Raw genomic sequence first — 23,038 nt, 5'->3', positions numbered from 1 at the left:
GAGTGTGAACAGACGAATGAGTAAGTATTCAAAAGAAGACATTGTAAGGCTTGTGAAAGAAGAAGGAGTAAACTTTATCCGCTTGCAGTTCACCGATATTCTCGGGACCATCAAGAACGTAGAAATTCCAATTTCCCAGCTTGATAAAGCACTCGATAATAAAATGTCATTCGATGGATCGTCAATCGACGGATTCGTCCGCATCGAAGAGTCGGATATGCTGCTGTATCCGGATCTCGATACATGGGTTGTATTCCCATGGATCACCGGTAAAGGAAAAGTAGCCCGACTGATCTGTGACGTCTATAATCCAGATGGCACGCCATTTGCCGGGGACCCGCGTGCGAACCTGAAACGTACCCTTGAAGAAATGAAGGAGCTGGGCTTCACTAATTTTAATCTCGGACCAGAACCGGAGTTTTTCCTGTTCAAGCTTGATCATCAGGGAGAACCTTCACTTGAATTGAATGACCATGGCGGCTATTTCGACTTGGCACCGGTTGATCTCGGCGAGAACTGCCGACGCGATATCGTGCTTGAACTGGAAGAAATGGGCTTTGAAATGGAAGCTTCCCACCACGAGGTAGCTCCGGGACAACATGAAATCGACTTTAAATATGCGGATGCTGTCACTGCGTGTGACCAGATCCAGACATTCAAACTCGTTGTTAAGACGATTGCCCGCCAGCATGGCCTGCATGCAACATTCATGCCAAAGCCGCTGTTCGGCGTTAACGGTTCCGGTATGCACATGAACTTGTCATTATTCAAAGGCAATGAGAATGCATTCCTGGATGAGAATGATGAAAACGGCATGCAGCTGAGCGAGAACGCATATCAATTCATCAGCGGCATCATGGAGCACGCGAAAGGCTTCACTGCGGTTACCAATCCATTGGTGAATTCATACAAGCGTCTCGTTCCGGGCTATGAAGCGCCTTGCTATATCGCTTGGTCCGGCCAGAACCGTAGCCCATTGATCCGTGTGCCGGCTTCCCGCGGCCTTTCCACGCGTGTGGAAGTCCGTTCAGTCGACCCGGCTGCCAATCCATACCTTGCGATGTCTGTGCTGCTGGCTGCAGGACTTGATGGTATCAAGAAAAAAATGGATGCTCCGAAAGCGGTTGACCGTAATATTTATACAATGAATAAAAAAGAGCGCGAAGCAGTAGGCATCGAAGATCTGCCAGGCACACTCTTAGCAGCTCTGAACGAACTTGAAAAAGATGAAGTCATCAAAAACTCACTTGGCAACCACATCTTCAAGAACTTTGTGGAAGCGAAAGAAATTGAGTGGGATATGTTCAGAACCGCTGTGCACCCATGGGAGCGCGAGCAGTACCTAAAAATGTATTAAGTGGGGAAACCGTTGGGGCGTTAAAGCTCCAGCGGTTTTTTCGTGGTGAAGAGTGAAGACTTCCGGGCAGAATATGGACACGTCTGGAATTTGTCCAAAAAGTTCTCCAAATAAATTTCGGTTTATTCAGCGAAGAACCTTTCATTTTCTTCAAGACGTGGCTGTATATATTTATCATTGTTTCGTCAATGTCGTAGCCGTTCAAGGAGTCGGTTGACGTAAATGAAAGGTTTGCTGTCCATGCAGTTTCTCCATCTTTCGACTGCCAAGGTATACTGTATTACTGGAATACAGGGAATTTTTCCTGTATAACTAGAAAGCAAAGGGGATAAATTAGGATACTGCCCCTGACAATGCCATGCAGCAACAACAAGACTTGCAGTGAATGCATCGGCTTATCGAATTTATAAATTACTGAAGGAGGCTAAAGTTATGAGCATGAAGGGAATAATGGCCGGTGATCTGGTCACTGACGAATACGGAAACTTTTATCAGGTGGTGGGAACCCAGTCGGATGAAGGGGAAGTCTCCGCTATTGAAATTGCACATATCTATTTCCAGCAGGCTTTCCAGAGTCAAACGGATGTAAAGGAAGCAGTAGGCACTGAGTCGCTTGGCGCGTACTTGCAGGATCTCGTAAACGGATACATAGAGGAGACGAAGAAAAACAACAGACCCATCTATGCCGTGCGGGATTTGCTCGTAAACAACGTTGGGATTTATGCGATGGATATTACAAAGCCATATCCTGATAGCGGATCTGCGCAATAAAGGTTGAAAAAACCTTCATTCAATCAGGCAATTCACAAAGTGAATCATATACTGAGATGCACAACAAAGGCGCCCGGACTGCTGGACCGGCGCCTTTGTTTTTTTTATGCCCAGACAAGGGAGCTGAAGGGAGCCGGTTGGATGGTCGGCTTTAGAGGCTGTGGGTGGGATACGCGGATTCCTGCATTCTTGACGCGCGTTTTATTATTAAATTTCAGTGCAACACGCTTTTGGCTATGGAGGTATTTATTATCTACAGCAACTTTCCATAGCAATATTTCGTCCCTTTAAAAGTGAAGGCGCTGGACCGGTCAACAGCTAAAGACAATATCGGGACATTGAAAAATATTTCAAAATGAAAAAATGAGAAAAAAGTTGGAGTTTATTTTTGAAAAAGTGAAGAAATTCAGCCGGTTTTGTATTATTATGGATATGAGGGGGGAATACTGATGGAAATCAGAAAAGTAGAAGTGCTGTTATTGGGGGATGACTACGAAGTTCCCAATGCATTCGGCGACTTAATCAGAGTCAGTGAGGTCCACTGTTTCGATAAGCATGGCAAGCTGGTCAGAGATTATGAACCATTAAAGAAAGGCTTGGATTTTTTCAAAGCCAATTACCAGGATATGAAAGATTTAATTGAAGATGTGGCGAAAAGCTTGAAAGTCAGACCGGAAATGATAGAAGTCGAATAAGAACTGACAAAAACGGAGACCCGCAGAAGCAGTCGAGCTTTAGCGGGTCTTCGTTTTTGCAGTGGAATCCAGCCGGTTATGACAGCTTGATGCAATGGACTTCTAATTTATAAAAATGTGTGTAAAATGGATTGTACGCTGCCAAATGGCACGTTTAATTAATAAGGCAGCCGGGGAAGTTGAAAAATGGAAGAAGCATATAATAAATTAATCCAATACGCAGAAGAGCGGGGCTGTACGATCGTATTTGATGATACACGGCGTATCAGTTTCAGCACAAAAATGATAATAACTATTCCGCGGGAAGTGACAGCGGAAGCTGTGTTTGCACTCGCGCATGAAATCGGCCATTTGATCGATTTCCTGGAGCACCGGCTTGACCACGAAAAATGGCTTCATGATGATTCCTATCGGGTGACAGCGGAAATGAGCGCCTGGGTTAATGCGCATCGGTTACTGACGCAACTGGATATTCCGCTTGAAGGGTACAGAGGACATGTGAGAACGAAACTGTCTTCTTACTTTGTGCACGATCAGGTGATATAAGAAAGGCTGCGGCTATTTGCTGCGGCCTTTCTGTGGTATACAGAAGATATATCGGCATGGAAAGGCAGGGGGAGGATATGGAGTACTTCATCGTCGGAGACGTGCACGGCTGTTATTTTACGTTCAGGCAAATGCTCGATCGGTATTGGAATCCGGGGAAAGAATTTTTGATCCTGATCGGCGATTTAGTTGACCGGGGGAACCATGCGCCGGAAACGGTGGAGCTGGCCAGAAGTCTTACGGAAACTCTTCCTGGCCAAGTTGTCATTGTAAAAGGTAATCATGATTTCGAGATGACCGAGCATTTCAGAAGCCCGCCGAATTACAATTGGCTGCGGCAGGGAGGTACCGGCACAATCGGCCAGTATGCAGCGGCAGGACGGGATATCGAACAGGATGTAGCGTGGATCCGTCGACTGCCGCTGTTCTGGGAAAATGATGTATTGTTCGTAAGTCATGCCGGAATCGCAAAACATGCGCAGGATCCGTTTAACGAAGGAACGGCAGAAGGGATTCTTTGGAACCGAAGTCAGCTCAAGAATCTGGGCAAGATGCAAGTTGTCGGCCACACACCGCAGGAAAAGCCGGGATTCGACCCCCAAAGCAATGCCTGGTACATCGATACGGGCGCCGTATACGGCAGATACCTCACGGGGCTGAAAGTATCGGCGGGTGGGGAAGTGAAGGAACTTGTTCATATTGAAACCGATGAACGGGATATCGATAGATGAATGTGCATAATTACATTTTAGTCGTTTTTAAGAGATGCATGCGGTGAACAGGACAACCGGTTTTCATTCCGGTAACATTTTGCAACTTGGGTACTTCATACGTAGCAGAAGAGATCAGCAATTATGCTCTTTCGTTAGAACCAGCAGCGGGTGTACTCCGAGAATTCGAGTACACCTGCTGCTGGTTTGCTTTGTTACTGAAAAGAGCTATGCATCTCCAGCCTTCCCGCTGCACTTTCCGTGTGCTCGCGACGAACTAACTCGATACTGTGCCTTGAGCGGATTTCGTCACTTCGCAAACTCACAGGAGTTGCAGCGGTCTGTGCTGCAGAAATTAGTTTTTTACGTGGTATCTAAGAGCTTTAGAAAGTGAGAATGTTAGGCCTTTCTTAAGTGATAGTCGGCGAACAAGTGATAATGTGAAAAAACGATCAGGAAAAACCAGATTTATCTAAAAACAGTGGTAAAAAGACATTGCAGTAAGCTATGATGCTCGCACGCTTTTTGGATATGACCTGAATTATTTTTAGGCCGAGAAATTCGCCCACTTTTCCAATTTGCTAACTAAAGAACTACATGGATTGACTGACCACTGTCATTAGCAGAACTAAACGCCGGCGCGTCCGTGGACTAGGCTTAGCAAGGAGACGGTTGCTCTTTCCGGCTCCTTGCTGAAAGCCATGCCCCAAGCGGCCGAAGCGCATCGTAAATTCATAGCTGATCTATCCAATCATCTCTTGCCAAAAATCAAAAACTGCAACTTCGCTTCCGGTGAAAGCAAGGTATAGATTTTACGCTTCCTCCTCTTAGCCGCTGATTAATGCAGGTGCCCCAAGCGGCCGAAGTGCTCCGTATGTTCATTCTCGGGTTCGTCCAAATGTTTTTTGTCGAAATTTAAAAACTGCAACCAGCTCACTCTAATGTGGTCTGATTGTAATTGACATGCTCATTTTCAAATTGCTGTTAAGCAAATCGGATAAACATTAAGCGATATATTCTCTAGCAACGAAAACTGCAACTTCATTTTTAATAGAAGCAAGGTATGTGTTCTGCGCTTCCTCTTCTTCACCGCCGATTAATGCGCATGCACCAAACAATACCAAGATCAAGACAAGTAGCAGGATGGCTCCGAGACAGCCATAGAGGCTCCGTTTCCGTGAAGGCTCGTTGGGTGTCGGATCCTGTGCGGGTTTTCTGTCGCCGCTGTCCAGATCATGCATGCCGCTTCCTCCTTTTGCTTATTTGGTATATGTATACCTTATCCGTTTCCTGTTCAATCCATTAAAAAAGCTGAGGGCGGAACCCCTCAGCTTGTTCATGTATTATTTAATGTATGTGGCGATATACGCCTGTGACTTTCCCCAGAATGGATACGTCTTCTACAATGATCGGATCCATTGAGGAATTTTCCGGCTGCAGGCGGAAATATGTGTCTTCTTTAAAGAACCGTTTCACTGTAGCTTCGTTTTCCGCTGTCATGGCTACGACGATATCGCCGTTATCAGCTGTCTGCTGCTGTCGCACGATGACATAATCACCATCCAGGATCCCAGCTTCGATCATACTGTTACCGACGATTTCCAGCATGAAAATGTGGTCATCATCCGCGCCGTATGATTGAGGGAGCGGGAAGTATTCTTCAACGTTTTCAATGGCAGTAATCGGCAGGCCGGCTGTGACTTTCCCGATAAGCGGAACATGCAGAACGGGGCTCCGTTCAATGAATGTGTCTTCCGGACTGATCACTTCTATCGCCCGCGGTTTTGTCGGGTCGCGGCGGATCAGCCCTTTGCTTTCAAGCCGTGCCAGATGTCCGTGGACGGTCGAACTGGAGGCAAGACCGACGGCTTCCCCGATTTCCCGCACCGAAGGCGGATATCCTTTTGCGCGAACTTCTTCTTTGATGAACGTCAAAATATCTTCCTGACGTTTTGATACCTTCTTCACCATAATCACCTCTCCAATTGGGGTATACCCGAACGTGTATACGCCAAGTATAGCAACTTGGGCTTTGAAATGCAAACATAGGTTCGAAAAAATCGTTTGACAAAAACAGACGTTCGTCATAACATGAGAACATATATTCCGAACGAACATACATTCTAAAAAAGGGGACATGGAATTATGACGATCATTCAACGCAATACATACGTAGTTATCTTTCTTCTATTCATCCTGCTGTTGAGCTTGTTCGCAATTTTTGCGGGGGAAGCCGGCGAAGTGAAAGTGAGCCATGTCCAAATTGAGAAAGGGGATTCGTTATGGTCGCTGGCTGAAGAGCTTGGTGGCGACCAACCCCAGGAACAATGGATCAGTGAAATCATGAAGATGAATAATTTGCGGACGGCGCAGATTAAAGCGGGAGATACGCTCCTTGTCCCCCAGGAGCAGCTTGAATTTACGCCGGATGCTACGCAATTTGCAGGTGAAGCCAAATGAAAAAAACATCTGTCATCTACTGTCGGGTCAGCACTGAAAAAGATTCACAGGAAACTTCCCTGGAGCGGCAGCAGGAAGAATTGACAGCATTCGCTTCAGCAGAAGGATACCGGATTGAGGAAATTTTCACCGACCGGCACAGCGGCTATGAAATGGACCGGGATGGTCTGCTGGAAATGCTTAACTACTTGAAAAGCACACCTGTCGATGCTTTGTTTATCCAGGATGAAACACGGCTCGGACGGGGGCATGCGCGCATTGCATTGCTTCATGTCATGAAAAAGCAGGGAATCGACGTATTTACGCTGTCAGACCAAGGACTGATCGCATTGAATGATATGGACGATATGGTGCTGGAAATTCTGGCGATCGTTGAAGAGTATCAGCGGAAAATCCACAATGCCAAGATCAAACGCGGGATGAAGCGGGCGGTGGAAAATGGGTATAAACCGGAACGGAATTTACGGGGGAAAGGTAATCCTGAAGGGCGGGAGCGCCTTGATCTGCCGATTGATCAGATCGTCCAGCTCAAAGAACGGGGCCTTACGTATCATGAGATTGCCGTGACGCTCCGCGGATTTGGCTATCAGGCGAGCAAAGCGACAGTACACCGGCGGTACAAGGAATATGAAGAAGGACGGCAGGCGGAATAATTGCAGATCCTGCCTTTTTTCTGTATTGTATGAAGTGCAGAAGGAAGGTGGAAAGACATGCTTTCAAAAGAAAAATTAAACCGCATCAGTGAGCTGTCCAGAAAGTCCAAATCCGTCGGTCTGTCGCAGGAAGAAGCGAAAGAACAGTCCAGCCTTCGCGCAGAATATCTGAAGGTGTTCCGTTCAACCATGCGAAATACCATTGAAAATGTGAAAGTTATTGACCCGAACGGTAATGATGTAACTCCCGATAAAGTAAGAAATATGCGCGAGAATAAGTATCTTAACTGATGCTTATTCTTTTTTTCTTTGTATTTAATGCGATTCTTGACTAAACTAGAGAGTGAAGGAAACTTTGATACAGAGAGGATTGTTACAATGTCAAACGAGAGAGATCAGTTAGCGGTCACTACGATCCGCACACTTTCCATTGATGCAATAGAAAAAGCGAATTCCGGTCATCCCGGCTTGCCGATGGGTGCCGCACCGATGGCTTATTCACTATGGACAAAACATATGCACCACAATCCGTCGAACCCGCAGTGGTTCAACCGCGACCGCTTTGTGCTGTCAGCCGGCCACGGGTCCATGCTGCTATATAGCCTGCTCCACCTGTCCGGATACGGACTACCGCTTGATGAAATCAAGAATTTCCGCCAGTGGGATTCGAAAACACCGGGCCACCCGGAATATGGTCATACAGTCGGCGTGGAAGCGACGACAGGACCGCTCGGTCAGGGAATCGGCATGGCCGTCGGAATGGCGATGGCTGAACGGCATCTGGCAGCAACGTACAATAAAGAAGGATACGATGTTGTTGACCACCGTACATACGCGCTTTGCGGCGATGGGGATTTGATGGAAGGCGTCGCTTCTGAAGCCATTTCACTCGCAGGTCACCTGCAGCTTAATAAGCTTGTCGTGCTGTATGACAGCAATGACATTTCACTCGACGGCGACCTTGAGATGAGTTTCTCTGAAAACGTGAAAAAGCGGTTCGAGTCATACGGCTGGAATTACCTTCGCGTCGATGACGGTAATGACCTTGAAGCGCTGAATGATGCGATCGCCAATGCGAAAATGTCTGAAGATAAGCCGACGCTGATTGAAGTGAAAACCGTCATCGGTTACGGGGCGCCGAATAAATCAGGCAAATCGGATGTCCACGGGGCGCCGCTTGGCGAAGATGAGATGAAGCTGGCAAAAGAGTATTACAATTGGACATTCGAAGAAGATTTCTATGTGCCCGATGAAGTGTACAGCACATTCAATGAGGCGACTGAGAAGCTTGGCGGTCAGGCTGAAGCGGCATGGAATGAACTGCTTGCCAATTATGAGCGGGAGTATCCGGAACTCGGCAATCAGCTGAAAGCGGCGATCAATGGCGATCTTCCGGAAAATTACGCTGCTGAATTCCCGACTTATGAAGCGGGGAAGAAGCAAGCGACGCGTGCGTCATCCGGTGACATGATCAATGCCATCGCAAAAACTGTGCCTTCATTCTTCGGAGGCAGTGCTGACTTGGCCGGTTCCAACAAGACGACGATTAAAGGGGCGGGTGACTTCCTGCCGGATACACCGGAAGGACGCAACATCTGGTTCGGTGTGCGTGAATTCGCCATGGCGGCAGCCTTAAACGGAATGGCGCTGCACGGCGGACTGCACGTATTCGGCGGCACATTCTTTGTGTTCAGTGATTATGCCCGTCCGGCAATCCGGCTGTCAGCATTGATGGGACTGCCTGTCACGTATGTATTCACTCATGACAGCGTGGCTGTCGGGGAAGACGGCCCGACTCATGAGCCGGTGGAACACCTGGCCGCGCTTCGCGCCATCCCGAATCTATCACTGATCCGTCCGGCGGATGCCAATGAAACAAAAGCGGCGTGGGATGTGGCGATCAATGCGAAAAGCCATCCAACGATGCTTGTCCTTTCCCGGCAGGATCTTCCTGTCCTCGAAAAGACAGGTGAACGCAGTGCTGAAGGTGTAAACAGAGGCGCCTATGTCGTTTCCGGCGTTGATGAGCCGGAAGCGCTGATCCTGGCAACCGGATCGGAAGTCAGTCTGGCTGTGGAAGCGCAGCAGCAGCTTCAGGAAGAGGGCATTGCAGTTTCCGTCGTGTCCATGCCATCGTGGGACCGGTTCGAACAGCAGGATGCTGACTATAAAGAATCTGTAATTCCAAAAAGCATCAAGAAGCGGCTTGCAGTCGAAATGGGAATCTCTCTTGGCTGGCACAAGTATATCGGCGATGAAGGCGACGTGCTGATGATCGATCGTTACGGTGCAAGTGCACCGGGTGGAATCATTCAGCAGGAACTCGGATTTACGAAAGCGAACATCGTCCGGAAAGTGAAAAATCTCTTGGCCGAGTAATCGATCGGCAGACCGGAAGCTTACATGAGCTTCCGGTTTTTTTATTCGTTTCAACATCTGGCACGCCATAAGGATTTAGTGTATAATCTCTCTTGGTGCTACAAACGAGTTTTGCACAGTAGGGAGGTTGCTTAGTTGGATACATGGGTTTGGATTCTGCTGATCGTACTCGCGCTTATAGGCGGCGTTGCGCTCGGGTTCTTTATTGCCCGCCGGTATATGATGAAATATCTTGAAGAAAATCCGCCGATCAATGAAGATATGCTTCGGATCATGATGATGCAGATGGGACAGAAACCATCGCAGAAGAAGATCAATCAAATGATGACGCAAATGAATAGAGCTTCTACAAATAAAAAACCGACCAAAAAATAAAGCACTCCGTCACTGGAGTGCTTTTTGTGTTTTCAATTGATATTTCTCGAGGAACTTCGCTACAGTTTCCTCGTATGCCGCCGGATTGCTGTTGAAGGCCTGGGCGTGCTTGCCCGACTCAAAGATTTTCAGTTCCTTATCGCCGGATTTCAGCCGGTACAGTTCTTCGGACATCCAAGGCGGCACAAATGTATCTTTGGCAGTATGGATGAATAAGACCGGCTTTTCGATCGCCCGGACCGCTTCCCGCGGTGAAATGGTCTCCAGCGTATAGCCGTCCCGGAATTTCAGGAACAGGCTGCCGAGCCGGACGGAGAGCCGTGAACGGAGTGGGGTTGTCGTGCGGATCACATGCAGCAGCTGCTCGGACACGTCTGAAAAAGCACAGTCCGCGATGTAAAAATCCGCCGCATCTTCCACACTTCCGGCATAGAGGAGAAGGGTAGCGGCGCCCATCGATTCCCCGTGTATGCCAAACCGGACATGATCCCCTGCATGCATTCTCAGCGCATGCACGACGGCTTCAAGATCAAATTTCTCATAATGGCCAAGGCTGGTTGTCCGCCCGCCGGACTCCCCGTGACGCCGCTGATCATAAACGACAGAGTTGAAGCCAAGCCGTTCGAACATGCGGGCGAATTTGAAGGAATTCACTTTATTTTCAGTGACGCCATGCGAGATGATGACATAGTGGTCGGTGTCATGCGGTTCAAGGAAGACCGCCTTGAGCCGGTAGCCGTTCGCGGATTCCACCCATTGCTCGCTTTTTCGAACGGCTCCATACCAGGCTTCATCGAGCCGCTTCGCACCGATTTCCCGCTGCAAAATCAACTCTTCGTCTTTTTTTCGGATATACATCACCCGGTTGGACACCGAGAAGCCGAGCGCAACAGCTGCCGCACTCAAAATGGCAGGTACGGAGCCGGCTGCCCAGAGAAGTGATCGTTTCATTCAAGTCGCCTCGGATCTGTTCTTATACAGTGTGTACATGCCGGTCAAAATGGATTTGGATACATGCGGTTCGATGACTTGAACGGCCTCAGCTAATTTTTCTTCGTCAATACCGGTATCGATCCCCATCCGGTGCAGCATGTGAACAACATCTTCAGTCGCGACATTTCCGGTGGCACCCGGTGCGAACGGACAGCCGCCAAGACCGCCGGCGGATGTATCAAACCGGTCGATGCCGGCCTGAAGAGCAGCCACAATATTGGCGATGGCCATTCTTCGTGTGTCATGGAAATGCGCGGCGACCAGCGTACCCGGGAATTCATCCCGCAACAGCTTGAACAGACTGTAGCTTTCTTTCGGATTGGCCATGCCGATCGTATCGGCGACGCTCAATTCATCCACTCCTAGTTTAATGAAGCGCTTACAAAGAGAGAGTGTCGCCTGCGGATCAATCGCCCCTTCGTACGGACAGTAAAAGGCGGTCGAGATGCAGGCACGGACAAAAATGCCTTCATCTTTCAGGTTCCGGATCAGCGGCTCCAGGGCCGTCATGCTTTCATCCGTTGTTTTGTTGATGTTTTTTTTATTGAATGAGTCGCTGACACCGACGAACACCGCGATGGCTTCTGCTCCTGCGGCGAGTGCCCGGTCAATGCCTTTCGCATTCGGCGTTAAGACGATCTGCCGGCCGGATTTCGGCGCCTGGGCAAGGATATCCCGGGCATCGCCCATTTGGGGAACCCATTTCGGTGAAACGAATGAGGCCAACTCCATTTCCTGGATTCCCGCAGCCTGAAGCGCTGCAATGAATGCCAGTTTCGCTTCAGTCGGTACTGTGCGTGACTCATTCTGAAGCCCGTCCCGCGGTCCGACCTCGATAATTGTTGCCTTGTTTGGTAAACTGAACATATCATCCCTCCTGCTTCTATTTTAGCGATGGAGGGATCGGATGAGCAACTGAATTATGGAATGAGGGGGAAATATCATGTCAAATGAAGTGGTTATTGTAAGCGCTGTCAGAACGGCGACGGGTTCATTCCTTGGCGCGCTGAAAGATGTATCGGCTTCTGAACTGGGCGCTGTGGCCATCAAGGCAGCCATCGAGCGGGCCGGCATTGCGGCGGATCAGGTGGATGAGGTCATTATGGGCAACGTGCTGCAGGCGGGGCTCGGACAAAATCCGGCGAGGCAGGCGGCGTTGAAAGCAGGGCTGCCGGAGACGGTTTCGGCGATGACGATCAATAAAGTATGCGGATCCGGCTTGAAAGCCGTACACTTGGCGACGCAGGCAATCATCGCAGGGGATGCGGATGTGATTGTGGCAGGCGGCATGGAAAATATGAGCCAGGCGCCGTATATCCTGCCAAAAGCCCGGGAAGGATTCCGGATGGGTAATCAGGAAGTTGTCGACACGATGCTGTCGGAAGGGCTGACTTGTGCTTTCAACGATTACCACATGGGTGTGACAGCTGAGAATCTGAACGACCGCTATGGTATCTCGCGTGAAGAACAGGACGCATTCGCAGCGCGTTCCCAGGAACGGGCGGCGGCAGCCATTGATGCCGGCAAATTCAAGGATGAAATCGTGCCGGTGGAAATTCCGCAGCGTAAAGGAGATCCTGTCGTATTCGATACCGATGAATATCCGCGGCGCGGCACTACTGCCGAATCGCTCGGCAAATTGCGGCCGGCGTTCAAAAAAGAGGGCAGTGTCACAGCGGGCAACGCGTCCGGCATCAATGACGGTGCGGCAGCAGTTGTCGTTATGTCAAAAGCGAAAGCGGAAGAACTGGGACTGACACCGCTTGCAACAGTCATTGCCAACGGCAGTGCAGGCGTGGACCCGGCTGTCATGGGAATCGGCCCGGTTGAAGCGGTGCGCAAAGCGCTGAAGAAAGCAGACCTCGAATTGAAAGATATCGACCTCATTGAAGCGAATGAAGCATTCGCGGCCCAGTCGATTGCAGTTGATCGCGAACTAAAGATGAATCATGATATTATGAATGTCAACGGCGGCGCCATTGCGCTTGGTCACCCGATCGGTGCAAGCGGAGCGCGCATTTTCGTGACACTTCTGCACGAAATGCGGAAACGGGATGCGAAAATCGGCCTTGCCACATTATGTATCGGCGGTGGCCAAGGCGTGGCAACCGTTGTAAAACGCCCGTAAGGAGATATGGAAATGGCAAAAAAACGGGAAGAAACAAACGGCGTCTTTTCAGAGGACGTTCTCGCAAAACTGCAGAACACCAAAAAAGAGCTTCAGCAGGAAGAACGGCAGCGTGTGGAAGAAGCGGAAGCGAAACGGCAATTCGAGCGCAAGCAGCGTGAAAAGAACCTGTCGTTCGAAGAATTGCTCGACCGCTACGGTGACCAGGGCAGCAAGTTCTGATGAATGCAAAACCGGCACACAGCCTATGAGGCTGCGTGCCGGTTTTTTTACGGGATTCAGGACTAGTCCCGGTGCTTATCATACCGGTCTGCTTTCGTCAGTGATTTGGCTTCCGTGATCTGCTCGGCGCTGACGGGTGTTTTGTATGCTTGGATGGTGTCGCGAAGCTGCTGGCGCGAGCTCGCACCGGCGACGACACTTGTGACTGCGTCGTGGGACAGTACACTGTGCAGCGCAAGCGCGTGGAGGTTGCTGTGCACTGACAACAATTCCTTCAACGTCCCAAATAGTTCATCTTTGCTGTAGGACAGGTAGCCGTCCTGCAGAGCTGCACGTTCAAGGGCTTCCCCTGTCAGCAACCCCTTTGCCAACGTGCCCCGGGTGACAACTGAAACGCCGGCTGCATGGATTTCATCCAGCAGCTCTTCCGGGCGCCGGTCGAGCAGGCTGTACTGCATCATGTTCGAATCGATGGCACTCATGTCAAGGAACCGGCGGATGACATTCGGGCGGATGGATGAAATGCCGTATGCCCGGATCAGGCCTTCCCGCTTTAATTGTTCAAAAGCTTCTACGGTCTCTTCTGCATTATCTTCAATCATGCCGCCGTGCAGCTGGTATAAATCGATGGTATCGGTGCCGAGCCGCCGCAGGCTTTCCTTGACCTGACCCGTTATGTAGGATTTCGTGGGATTCCAGCTGACATCCCCGGTTTCCGGACTCCATTCATTGCCGACTTTGGTGGCAAGCACAATCCGGTCCCGGTGTTTTTTCAGAGCCCGGCCGACCAGTTCTTCATTTTTCCCGTGTCCATATAAATCTGCCGTATCAAAATAATTAATGCCGAGTGATACCGCTTCATCGATGATGACCTCGGCTTCTTGGCTGTTTTCCGGCAATGACATGCAGCCGAATGCAATTTCGCTCACTTCCAGTTCACTCTTGCCTAATGGTTGAACTTTCATAACTATTTCGCCTCCCAGCTTCTCGTTAAGAATATGGTATACTTTTCGCGAATATAATCTCAACCGAAAAGGGGAGACACCCATGAAGAAGTTTGAAGAAAAGACCGTTCATTCAGAGCGGATCTATGAGGGAAAGATTATAAATCTGAAAGTGGATGACGTCACACTGCCAAATGGCAAGCAGTCAAAGCGGGAACTTGTGGAGCATCCGGGAGCTGTTGCGGTTATCGCCATCACGCCGGACAATAAACTCGTCATGGTTGAACAATACCGCAAAGCACTGGAGCGATCGATTGTTGAGATTCCGGCGGGGAAATTGGAAAAAGGAGAAGAACCAGCCGCATCCGCCAAGCGGGAGCTCGAAGAGGAAACGGGATACACGGCAGGATCTTTCCGCCATATCCAGTCGTTTTCAACATCACCCGGTTTTGCGGATGAAGTGATTCATTTGTATGCCGCAGAAGAACTGAAGAAAACAGAGCAGGGCGCTGCGCCGGATGAAGATGAGTTTGTTGAATTGCTGGAAGTAACGATGGAAGAAGCGGAACAGATGATGCAGGATGGCCGAATATACGATGCAAAAACAGCGTTTGCCGTATTATGGGCTAAACAGGAGATTGCAACTGATAATTAGAATAATTATTAATTGATAATGATTTAATCAATAATCGTTCTCACTCTTGAATAATTCGGATGCCTTTTGTTATAATAAAGGCAGGTTGAGGGAGGGCGTCTTATGGAAGGCAGAATTGACCGGATAAAAAAGCAGCTTCATGCGTCGAGTTATAAACTGACTCCTCAGCGGGAAGCGACTGTGCGGGTCCTGCTTGAACACGAACAGGATCATCTCAGTGCGGAAGATGTTTATCTTCTTGTGAAAGACAAGGCGCCGGAAATTGGATTGGCGACTGTTTACCGGACACTTGAATTACTAACTGAATTGAAAGTGGTCGACAAAATAAATTTCGGTGATGGCGTTTCACGTTATGACCTTCGGAAAGAAGGCGCGGCTCATTTCCACCACCATCTCGTCTGCATGGAATGCGGCGCTGTGGATGAAATCCAGGAAGATTTACTGGAAGAGGTGGAAACAGTCGTTGAAAAGCGCTGGAACTTTCTGGTCAAGGATCATCGGCTGACGTTTCACGGGATTTGCTGGCGCTGTTCGGATAACCGGGCAGAAGAATCGATCGATCATAAAGGGAATTCAAAAGATAGCTGACAATATGAGCTATCTTTTTTTAATAGGCTGGAATGCGGATAGAAGCAGGCATTGCTGATTTGCAAAGGAGAGACTTTGAACGGTGTACATAAACAGAATTAGAGCCAAAAATGGTTATGCGGCGGTCATTAATTTAAATTGTGGGGAGGAAACCGGTTATGAAACAGGCATGGGATGCGCTGGCGGATTATTTGCATTTTCTCCGCGTGGAGCGTCAGCTGGCGGATAACACACTCACTTCCTATGAGCGGGATTTAAAAAGCTACCTTGTTTACTTGAAGGAAGTGGAACAGCTGGAGTCGATCGGCCGCGTGGAACGGGTACATATTCTCAATTACTTGAAGCATTTGCGGGAATCTTCCAAAACGACCCGCACGATCGCTCGGCACATTTCATCGATTCGTTCATTCCATCAATTTCTGGTCCGGGAACGGGTGGCGGATCATGATCCGACTGTCCACTTGGAGATGCCGCAGATGGAAAAGAAATTGCCGAATGTACTGTCTGTCGAAGAAGTGAATGCGCTTCTCGAAGTCCCGGATACAGCAAAACCGAACGGCAGCCGGGATCTGGCGATGCTTGAATTGCTGTATGCAAGTGGCATGCGGGTCAGTGAATGCATCGGGCTGGATGCAGGGGATGTGCATTTGACAATGGGATTTGTTAAGTGCACAGGAAAAGGCGGAAAGGAACGGATTATTCCGCTTGGACAGGCGGCGTTGCGGGCCTGTCAGGATTATATGGAAGATGGACGGTTCAAGCTGCTGAAACCAGGCAGCCGGACGGATGCCTTATTTGTCAATCAGCGCGGCAGCCGGCTTACAAGACAGGGATTCTGGAAGCTCCTGAAGCATTATGCGCAAAAAGCGGGTATCCAAAAAGAACTGACACCGCATACGCTCCGGCACTCGTTTGCAACGCATCTGATTGAGAACGGGGCTGATCTGCGTTCGGTTCAGGAAATGCTGGGGCATGCAGACATTTCAACAACACAGATCTATACGCATGTTTCCAAGACAAGATTGAAAGATGTGTATGCCCAATTTCATCCGCGGGCATAGAGGTCTGACTTCTTGCGGGAGATTGTGATAGACTTAGTTTAGGCAAAAAGGAGGAATTAAGAATGACAAGAAAACCTTTCGAACGGATTCACCTCGTAGTGCTCGATTCGGTCGGTATCGGCGAAGCGCCGGATGCCGAGGCATTCGGTGACATTGGAGCAAATACGCTGGGCCATACAGCAGAAGCAGCGGGCGGCCTCGCACTGCCGAATCTGGAACGGATGGGCCTGGCGAATATCGTGCCGGTACAGGGTGTGACACCTGCGGATCAGCCCACAGCCCATTTTGGCAAAATGCAGGAAGCGTCTGTCGGCAAAGATACGATGACCGGCCATTGGGAGATCATGGGGCTTAACATCGATACGCCATTCAAAGTATATCCGGAAGGGTTCCCGCAAGACCTGATTCAGAAACTCGAAGAGCGGACCGGCCGGAAAGTCATCGGCAATAAACCGGCAAGCGGCACTGCCATCATCGATGAACTCGGTGAAGAGCATTTGAAGACCGGTGCGCTTATCGTTTATACTTCCGCGGATCCGGTGCTGCAGATTGCTGCGCATGAAGAAATTATACCGCTCGATGAATTGTACCGTATCTGTGAAATTGCGCGTGAGCTGACACTTGAACCGGAATACCTTGTCGGCCGGGTGATTGCCCGCCCGTTCATCGGAGAGCCGGGAGCATTCAAGCGGACATCGAACCGGCATGATTACGCATTGGCTCCATTCAGCCGCACGGTCATGAATGAATTGCAGGATGGGGGCTTTGATGTCATTGCGCTCGGTAAGATCAATGATATTTACAACGGAGCAGGTGTGACGGATGCAACCCGCACGACAGATAACATGGACGGTGTGGACAAACTGGTGAAAACGGTCGGCCAGGATTTTTCAGGCCTCAGTTTCCTTAACCTTGTTGATTTCGATGCGGTATATGGACACAGAAGAGATGCCCGGGGATATGCCGAAGCGCTTGAAGCTTTCGACCGGCGGCTGCCGGAAGTAACGGAACAGCTGGGAGAAGAAGACCTCCTTATCATCACAGCGGATCATGGAAATGACCCGACTTTTGAAGGTACAGACCATACACGCGAATATGTGCCCCTTCTTGCCTATTCGCCGCGCTTTACTTCAGGCGGAGATTTAGGGCTTCGACGGACATTTGCGGACATCGGAGCAACCATCGCTGATAATTTTTCAGTGGCTCCCCCTGAATTTGGAACAAGCTTTATGGAAAAACTTCGTTGAAAAGGCGGTAGCTGAATATGAGAATGGTAGATTTGATTGAGAAAAAACGGGATGGCGTAGAATTGACGCCAAGTGAAATCCGGTTTGTGATTGAAGGATATACGAAAGGCGATATTCCGGATTACCAGATGAGTGCATTTCTGATGGCGGTCTTTTTCGAGGACATGACTGATGCGGAACGGGCGGAGCTGACGATGGCGATGGTTGAATCCGGTGATCAGATTGACCTGTCGGCGATCGAAGGCATCAAAGTCGATAAACACTCCACTGGGGGTGTCGGCGATACAACTACATTGGTGCTCGGTCCGCTTGTAGCGGCATGCGGTGTCCCGGTTGCCAAAATGAGCGGACGCGGCCTTGGTCATACAGGTGGCACGATTGATAAATTAGAAGCGATCAGCGGCTTCCACGTTGAATTGACACCCGAACAATTTGCGGCACAAGTAAACGAGCTGAAATTGGCTCTGGTCGGACAAAGCGGCAACCTGACGCCGGCAGATAAGAAATTGTATGCACTTCGGGATGTGACGGCGACCGTCAACAGCATCCCGCTCATCGCAAGCTCTATTATGAGTAAGAAAATTGCAGCTGGTGCAGATGCCATTGTGCTGGATGTGAAAACAGGAGACGGTGCATTCATGAAAACGCCGGAAGATGCAGAGCGACTGGCACGCGCGATGGTTGGAATCGGGAACGGTACCGGCCGTCAGACAATGGCGATCATATCAGACATGAGCCAGCCGCTTGGTTTTGCGATCGGCAATGCACTGGAGGTGCAGGAAGCGATCGATACGCTGAAAGGAACCGGCCCTCGTGATCTGACCGAGCTGTGTCTCGTTCTGGGCAGTCAGATGGTCGTGCTTGGCGGCAAGGCGGAAACGCTTGATGAAGCGAGAGGTATGCTGGAAGAAGCCATCGCAAGCGGCCGTGCTCTTGAAGTGTTCCGCCAATTCGTGGAACGTCAAGGCGGCGATCCGAGGATTGCAGATGATCCGGCTCTACTGCCTCAGGCTGACTATACATTCGAAGTGCAGGCGAAACAGAGCGGCTGGGTTGCGGATATTATCGCAGATGAAGTCGGTACTGCAGCTATGCTCCTTGGTGCGGGCCGGGCAACAAAGGAATCAGAGATCGACCTGGCTGTCGGCCTTATGCTCCGGAAGAAGGTCGGGGACCGGGTGGAAGCAGGGGAATCACTCGCAACGATCTTTGCCAATACGGAAGATGTACAGGAAGCGATGAAAACGCTGGAGGAAAACATCATCATTTCCGACGAAAATGTCCCGGCACCGGAACTGATTCTTGAAATTGTGACTGCCTGATTCAAACAGGCGGTATATGAAACAGGTGGGAGAGACAAGCGCATGAAGCGATCCAATATTGCTCTTTTTGTGTTCATTTTGACGATGGCTGTTATTTGGGGTATATTGTATTGGGTACTATTCGCGGATAATATTCCAACAGGCGGCTGAACGTATTTGCTGAATATTATTGCGGTTTATAGTAAGATAATACAAATTTTCTCAAGTTAAAAAAGAGGGATTCCACTATGCTGTATCGATACAAGAAATCGTTGGAAAAAATAGCGATGGGGCTCATGTCGTTCATGCCAAAAGAACGGGATTTGAAAAAGCTCCAGCAGACCATGCACAAGTATGAAGAAAATCCGGACTGGCAGCTGTTTCTCTGGAAGGAAGACGATGATTATGTCGGCCTTGTCGGCGTGGAGCTGGAAGAACGCGGTTTTGTCATTCATCACGTATCTGTCAATCCTTCTCATCGCGGAGAAGGGATCGGCCATGAGATGATTGCGAAACTTCAGGAGATCATGCGGGATAAAGAAATGCATGCAACAGAAGAGACAGAAGCATTTATCCGAAAATGCCCGATAAAAAAAGGCGGACTCTAAAGGTTCCGCCTTTTTTTCTGTTCACGCAGCTGTATAATCGATGTTCGGTCCCGGAGCCGGTGTTTGTGCATGAGAAAATAAGGATCCTCATGAACCGGTGGAGTCTGCTTGAGCTGATGATGCAGGGTTTCCTGAAGTTGCCGGCCGGTGATCGGAATTTCAAAAGCGGCAAAAGGTTCCCGGGCGGTGACAGCATCAATGGCGGCGGCAGTAAGGCGGATCAGCCTTTCACGATCAATGCCTTCCGTCCACTCGTCACTTCCGGATAATTTATCTTTCGCTCTGATAAATGAGCGCAGAGCACCGGGATAATTGCTGCGTCTCCAGTGATACATACCGACTGCCAGCTGAATCCAGCCGGTAAGCGGATGTGTCTTATTTTTTGGGGCTGTCATCTTCCAGTATTCCTCGCCTACCTCATGGCATTCGAAATAGTCTTGCTCAAAGTTGAAGTGCACAAGGAAACGAATGAACAGCGGATGTCGGAGCGGGTGCATTTTAATCCCCTTTCTACTATACTAGGTGTGTATATCTTGACAGTCAGGTGGTATAGGCAATGTCCTATGAAGTGAAAATTGAAGCATTTGAAGGACCTCTGGATTTATTATTGCATTTAATTCACCGTTTGGAAATCGATATTTACGATATACCGGTCGCACAGATCACCGGTCAGTATATGGAGCACGTCCGGGCGATGCAAGTCCTGGAACTGAACGAAGCAAGTGAATACCTTGTAATGGCCGCGACCTTACTCGCAATCAAAAGTAAAATGCTGCTGCCGGTGCAGGCGGAATTCGAAGACGAAGATGAGTATGTCAACGAACATGATCCCCGTGAAGAGCTTGTTGCCCGGCTGCTGGAATACCGGAAGTATAAGGAAGCGACTGTCCCGTTGCGTGAACTTGAGACGGACCGGGCCGCAATCTTCACGAAAGCGCCGATGAACCTGTCGGCATTCGGCGTGCCCGAAGTGACGCCCGAGGCGGAATTGGAGGCAAATGTCTATGATATGCTCGGTGCGTTCCAGAAAATGCTTCGGCGGAAACAGCTGAAGACACCGCTCTCCACCCGGATTGCAAGGCAGGAAGTTTCAGTCAAGGAGCAGATGAATTCAATGATGGCAGCACTTAAACGTCACAGCGGTGCCTGTGCGTTTTCCGATTTGTTTCCGCAAGGTGACCGGACGGTGCTGGTCGTGTCGTTTCTGTCGCTCCTGGAGCTGATGAAGCGGCAAGTGATCGCAGTCGAGCAGGAACGGAATTTTATGGACCTGACAGTGCTGCTGAGAAAGGAAGAGTGGGAAGATGACGGTGAACTTATCGGCTAAAGCGGAAGCGCTGCTTTTTGCGGCAGGTGACGACGGATTGACTGCAAAGCAGCTGGCGTTTCTGACATCGTCGGAGCCCGGGGAAGTGATTCGGGCTCTAAGTGAGTTGGAAAACGCATACCGCAGCACCGGCCGGGGAATCCGCCTGAAAGAAATGGCCGGAGTTTTTCAGCTTGTGACAAAAGAGGACGTCGCGGATGTTATCCGGAAGCTCGTGGAAAATCCGACAGTGCAGTCTTTGTCGCAAGCATCACTGGAAGTGCTGGCAATCATCGCTTATAAACAACCGGTAACCCGTGTGGAAATTGAAGACTTGCGCGGTGTGAAAAGTGAAAAACCGCTCAGCACGCTCAGCGCAAAAGGGCTTGTTCATGAAGTCGGCCGGGCGGAGGGTGCCGGCCGGGCAATTCTGTACGGGACGACAAAAGAGTTTCTGAATTACTTCGGTTTGAAGGATTTAAAGGAATTGCCGCCGCTGCCGGAAGAGCACGAAGAAGATGCGGATGCTGATTCCGCGTTATTCAGCACCGGGTTCAGGGAGAACGCGCAGAGCGGCGTCTGACAGCAACAGCTTAGACTTGAAGTGGCTGGTGGCGAGTGACTGAATTCGCCGATACAGCAAGAAAAAATAATGGAAAATGAGGTGGTCGGATGGAACGTCTGCAAAAAGTGGTGGCCCACGCAGGAGTGGCATCAAGAAGAAAAGCGGAACAGATGATATTGGACGGCAAAGTCCGGGTGAACGGGAAAGTGGTCAAAGAGCTGGGGACGAAAGTGTCCAATTCAGATACAGTTGAAGTTGAAGGGATCGCGCTTGAGAAGGAACAGAAAGTGTACTTCTTGTTTTATAAACCGAGAGGTGTGCTGTCAGCGGTCAGCGACGATAAAAACCGGAAAGTGGTTACGGATTTCTTTCCGGAAATCGAAGAACGGATCTATCCGGTCGGCCGGCTGGATTACGATACTTCAGGTTTGCTGATTTTAACGAACGACGGGGAATTCGCCAATCTGATGACGCATCCGAAGTTCCAAATCGATAAGACTTACATCGCCCGGGTAAAAGGGGTTCCGGACCGCGATAAGCTTAAAAAACTCGAACGCGGCATCAAGCTGGAAGACGGAATGACAGCGCCTGCCCGCGTGAAAATGCAATCAGCAGATCCGAAACAAAACAAATCCATCATCCAGATCACGATCCATGAAGGACGGAACCGGCAAGTCCGGCGGATGTTTGAAGCCATCGGACATCCGGTACAGAAATTGCGCAGAGAGCAGTTTGCGTTTTTGACTCTCCATGGACTGAATGCGGGAGATGCGCGGGAACTGACAGCCCACGAGGTGAAGAAACTCCGGGTCATGGCGGAGACCGGAAAGCAGCATTGACGTTCACAAACCCTTCAAATGTCCGCAATTGAAGCCGTGTAAACTTTGCTATAATGAGTTGATGCGAAACAAGAACGCATAGGAGGTAGCGGAATGTCGGATAAAAAGAAGAAACGGACGCTTATCCGGACGGTGCTGTTGCTTATCATGGTTTCTGCGATTGGCTATACAATTTTCAGCAGTGCCACTGCTGAAAAGAACGTGCTGCGAGTGGGTGATAAAGCACCTGAATTTGCACTGACAGATCTTGATGGCAACGAACACCGGCTGTCTGAGTACCGCGGAGAAGGCGTGTTCCTGAATTTCTGGGGAACGTGGTGCAAACCGTGCGCGCGGGAAATGCCGGCGATCAACAGCCAGTATGAAGTATTTAAAGACCAGGGAGTCAATGTGCTTGCTGTGAACATCGACCAGTCGGAATTTGAAGTGCAGTCGTACGCAGACCGCTATGGAATGACATTTCCGGTTGCAATAGATGAGTCGAAAAGCGTCATGGAAGCTTACAGTGTAGTGCCGCTTCCGACGACGGTTCTGATCAATTCTGAAGGGATTGTTACAGATATCATTACGAGAGAAATGACCGAGGAAGAGATTGCAGGTTTCATGGAAAGCATTAAACCTGAATAAGGAGATTT

General features: G+C 49.6%; 28 protein-coding genes. 22 read left to right on the top strand and 6 right to left on the bottom strand.

Features of this window, described 5'->3' with window-relative positions:
• The first annotated feature begins 16 nt into the window (after positions 1 to 16).
• From glnA to B0X71_RS11675, 5 genes are all read left to right on the top strand, one after another.
• The gene (gene glnA / locus B0X71_RS11695; protein WP_077589580.1) at positions 17 to 1,357 is read left to right on the top strand and encodes a type I glutamate--ammonia ligase; all 1,341 of its coding nucleotides are present in this window, start codon (positions 17 to 19) and stop codon (positions 1,355 to 1,357) included.
• Positions 1,358 to 1,789: 432 nt separating this feature from the next.
• Positions 1,790 to 2,128 (top strand): hypothetical protein, encoded by a 339-nt coding sequence (locus B0X71_RS11690; RefSeq protein ID WP_077589579.1) that lies wholly within the window; start codon positions 1,790 to 1,792, stop codon positions 2,126 to 2,128.
• Between the two features lie 449 nt (positions 2,129 to 2,577).
• Positions 2,578 to 2,823, top strand: a complete 246-nt coding sequence (locus B0X71_RS11685) for a hypothetical protein (RefSeq protein ID WP_077589578.1) — start codon at positions 2,578 to 2,580, stop codon at positions 2,821 to 2,823.
• Positions 2,824 to 3,009: 186 nt separating this feature from the next.
• Entirely contained in the window at positions 3,010 to 3,369 is a 360-nt protein-coding gene (locus B0X71_RS11680) for a hypothetical protein (RefSeq protein WP_077589577.1), read from the top strand.
• A 77-nt stretch (positions 3,370 to 3,446) separates the two neighbouring features.
• On the top strand, positions 3,447 to 4,100 hold the full coding sequence (locus B0X71_RS11675; protein WP_198038585.1) for a metallophosphoesterase family protein: 654 nt from the start codon (positions 3,447 to 3,449) through the stop codon (positions 4,098 to 4,100).
• Positions 4,101 to 5,083: 983 nt separating this feature from the next.
• Here B0X71_RS11675 and B0X71_RS11670 read toward each other — a convergent pair.
• Entirely contained in the window at positions 5,084 to 5,320 is a 237-nt protein-coding gene (locus tag B0X71_RS11670) for a hypothetical protein (RefSeq protein WP_077589575.1), read from the bottom strand.
• A 106-nt stretch (positions 5,321 to 5,426) separates the two neighbouring features.
• A complete protein-coding gene (lexA, locus tag B0X71_RS11665) occupies positions 5,427 to 6,047 on the bottom strand; it encodes a transcriptional repressor LexA (protein WP_077590982.1) in 621 nt (206 codons plus the stop codon).
• A gap of 177 nt (positions 6,048 to 6,224) precedes the next feature.
• On the opposite strand from lexA, the gene yneA reads away from it, so the two are divergent.
• From yneA to B0X71_RS11640, 5 genes are all read left to right on the top strand, one after another.
• Positions 6,225 to 6,539, top strand: a complete 315-nt coding sequence (gene yneA, locus B0X71_RS11660) for a cell division suppressor protein YneA (protein ID WP_077589574.1) — start codon at positions 6,225 to 6,227, stop codon at positions 6,537 to 6,539.
• The gene (locus B0X71_RS11655; protein WP_077589573.1) at positions 6,536 to 7,192 is read left to right on the top strand and encodes a YneB family resolvase-like protein; all 657 of its coding nucleotides are present in this window, start codon (positions 6,536 to 6,538) and stop codon (positions 7,190 to 7,192) included. Before yneA ends, B0X71_RS11655 begins: the two co-directional genes overlap by 4 nt.
• A 57-nt stretch (positions 7,193 to 7,249) precedes the next feature.
• Positions 7,250 to 7,483, top strand: a complete 234-nt coding sequence (locus B0X71_RS11650) for a DUF896 domain-containing protein (protein ID WP_077589572.1) — start codon at positions 7,250 to 7,252, stop codon at positions 7,481 to 7,483.
• An 87-nt stretch (positions 7,484 to 7,570) separates the two neighbouring features.
• Positions 7,571 to 9,571, top strand: coding sequence for a transketolase (gene tkt / locus B0X71_RS11645; protein WP_077589571.1), 2,001 nt, complete (start codon positions 7,571 to 7,573; stop codon positions 9,569 to 9,571).
• A 135-nt stretch (positions 9,572 to 9,706) separates the two neighbouring features.
• The gene (locus B0X71_RS11640) at positions 9,707 to 9,946 is read left to right on the top strand and encodes a YneF family protein (protein WP_077589570.1); all 240 of its coding nucleotides are present in this window, start codon (positions 9,707 to 9,709) and stop codon (positions 9,944 to 9,946) included.
• A 9-nt stretch (positions 9,947 to 9,955) separates the two neighbouring features.
• Here the strand turns inward: B0X71_RS11640 and B0X71_RS11635 are convergent, their stop codons facing one another.
• Entirely contained in the window at positions 9,956 to 10,897 is a 942-nt protein-coding gene (locus B0X71_RS11635; RefSeq protein WP_077589569.1) for an alpha/beta hydrolase, read from the bottom strand.
• Positions 10,898 to 11,806, bottom strand: a complete 909-nt coding sequence (locus B0X71_RS11630; protein ID WP_077589568.1) for a hydroxymethylglutaryl-CoA lyase — start codon at positions 11,804 to 11,806, stop codon at positions 10,898 to 10,900. It abuts the gene before it with no gap.
• Between the two features lie 76 nt (positions 11,807 to 11,882).
• Between B0X71_RS11630 and B0X71_RS11625 the strand changes: the two genes are divergently transcribed.
• On the top strand, positions 11,883 to 13,067 hold the full coding sequence (locus B0X71_RS11625; protein ID WP_077589567.1) for an acetyl-CoA C-acetyltransferase: 1,185 nt from the start codon (positions 11,883 to 11,885) through the stop codon (positions 13,065 to 13,067).
• Between the two features lie 12 nt (positions 13,068 to 13,079).
• On the top strand, positions 13,080 to 13,289 hold the full coding sequence (locus B0X71_RS11620) for a YqkE family protein (RefSeq protein ID WP_077589566.1): 210 nt from the start codon (positions 13,080 to 13,082) through the stop codon (positions 13,287 to 13,289).
• A gap of 62 nt (positions 13,290 to 13,351) precedes the next feature.
• Here the strand turns inward: B0X71_RS11620 and B0X71_RS11615 are convergent, their stop codons facing one another.
• Positions 13,352 to 14,254: an aldo/keto reductase gene (locus tag B0X71_RS11615; RefSeq protein WP_077589565.1), complete on the bottom strand. Its 903-nt coding sequence runs from the start codon at positions 14,252 to 14,254 to the stop codon at positions 13,352 to 13,354.
• Positions 14,255 to 14,336: 82 nt separating this feature from the next.
• Between B0X71_RS11615 and B0X71_RS11610 the strand changes: the two genes are divergently transcribed.
• The 6 genes from B0X71_RS11610 to B0X71_RS11585 all read left to right on the top strand — a co-directional run bounded on the left by B0X71_RS11610 (position 14,337) and on the right by B0X71_RS11585 (position 19,693).
• Positions 14,337 to 14,888, top strand: a complete 552-nt coding sequence (locus B0X71_RS11610) for an NUDIX hydrolase (protein ID WP_077589564.1) — start codon at positions 14,337 to 14,339, stop codon at positions 14,886 to 14,888.
• 102 nt (positions 14,889 to 14,990) lie between these two features.
• Entirely contained in the window at positions 14,991 to 15,476 is a 486-nt protein-coding gene (gene fur, locus B0X71_RS11605) for a ferric iron uptake transcriptional regulator (RefSeq protein ID WP_077589563.1), read from the top strand.
• Positions 15,477 to 15,634: 158 nt separating this feature from the next.
• Positions 15,635 to 16,537: a site-specific tyrosine recombinase XerD gene (gene xerD, locus B0X71_RS11600; protein ID WP_077589562.1), complete on the top strand. Its 903-nt coding sequence runs from the start codon at positions 15,635 to 15,637 to the stop codon at positions 16,535 to 16,537.
• Positions 16,538 to 16,599: 62 nt separating this feature from the next.
• Positions 16,600 to 17,784 (top strand): phosphopentomutase, encoded by a 1,185-nt coding sequence (gene deoB / locus B0X71_RS11595; protein ID WP_077589561.1) that lies wholly within the window; start codon positions 16,600 to 16,602, stop codon positions 17,782 to 17,784.
• Between the two features lie 17 nt (positions 17,785 to 17,801).
• Positions 17,802 to 19,106: a pyrimidine-nucleoside phosphorylase gene (locus B0X71_RS11590; protein ID WP_077589560.1), complete on the top strand. Its 1,305-nt coding sequence runs from the start codon at positions 17,802 to 17,804 to the stop codon at positions 19,104 to 19,106.
• Positions 19,107 to 19,333: 227 nt separating this feature from the next.
• The gene (locus B0X71_RS11585) at positions 19,334 to 19,693 is read left to right on the top strand and encodes a GNAT family N-acetyltransferase (protein ID WP_077589559.1); all 360 of its coding nucleotides are present in this window, start codon (positions 19,334 to 19,336) and stop codon (positions 19,691 to 19,693) included.
• On the opposite strand, the gene B0X71_RS11580 is transcribed toward B0X71_RS11585, so the two are convergent.
• Entirely contained in the window at positions 19,690 to 20,190 is a 501-nt protein-coding gene (locus tag B0X71_RS11580) for a DUF309 domain-containing protein (RefSeq protein ID WP_077589558.1), read from the bottom strand. The two genes, B0X71_RS11585 and B0X71_RS11580, sit on opposite strands and share 4 nt — an antisense overlap.
• Positions 20,191 to 20,249: 59 nt before the next feature.
• Here B0X71_RS11580 and B0X71_RS11575 point away from each other — a divergent pair, with 59 nt between their 5' ends.
• The 4 genes from B0X71_RS11575 (at position 20,250) to resA (ending at position 23,030) form a co-directional block, all read left to right on the top strand.
• A complete protein-coding gene (locus B0X71_RS11575; RefSeq protein ID WP_077589557.1) occupies positions 20,250 to 21,020 on the top strand; it encodes a segregation/condensation protein A in 771 nt (256 codons plus the stop codon).
• Entirely contained in the window at positions 20,998 to 21,582 is a 585-nt protein-coding gene (gene scpB / locus B0X71_RS11570) for an SMC-Scp complex subunit ScpB (protein WP_077589556.1), read from the top strand. Before B0X71_RS11575 ends, scpB begins: the two co-directional genes overlap by 23 nt.
• Positions 21,583 to 21,671: 89 nt before the next feature.
• Complete coding sequence (locus tag B0X71_RS11565) at positions 21,672 to 22,403, top strand: pseudouridine synthase (protein ID WP_077589555.1); 732 nt, start codon at positions 21,672 to 21,674, stop codon at positions 22,401 to 22,403.
• A gap of 93 nt (positions 22,404 to 22,496) precedes the next feature.
• Positions 22,497 to 23,030: a thiol-disulfide oxidoreductase ResA gene (gene resA, locus B0X71_RS11560; protein WP_077589554.1), complete on the top strand. Its 534-nt coding sequence runs from the start codon at positions 22,497 to 22,499 to the stop codon at positions 23,028 to 23,030.
• The last annotated feature ends 8 nt before the right edge of the window (positions 23,031 to 23,038 follow it).

The sequence above is a fragment of the Planococcus lenghuensis genome (assembly GCF_001999905.1).
Classification (GTDB): Bacteria; Bacillota; Bacilli; order Bacillales_A; family Planococcaceae; genus Indiicoccus; species Indiicoccus lenghuensis.
This window is presented reverse-complemented; position numbering and strand designations above follow the sequence as displayed.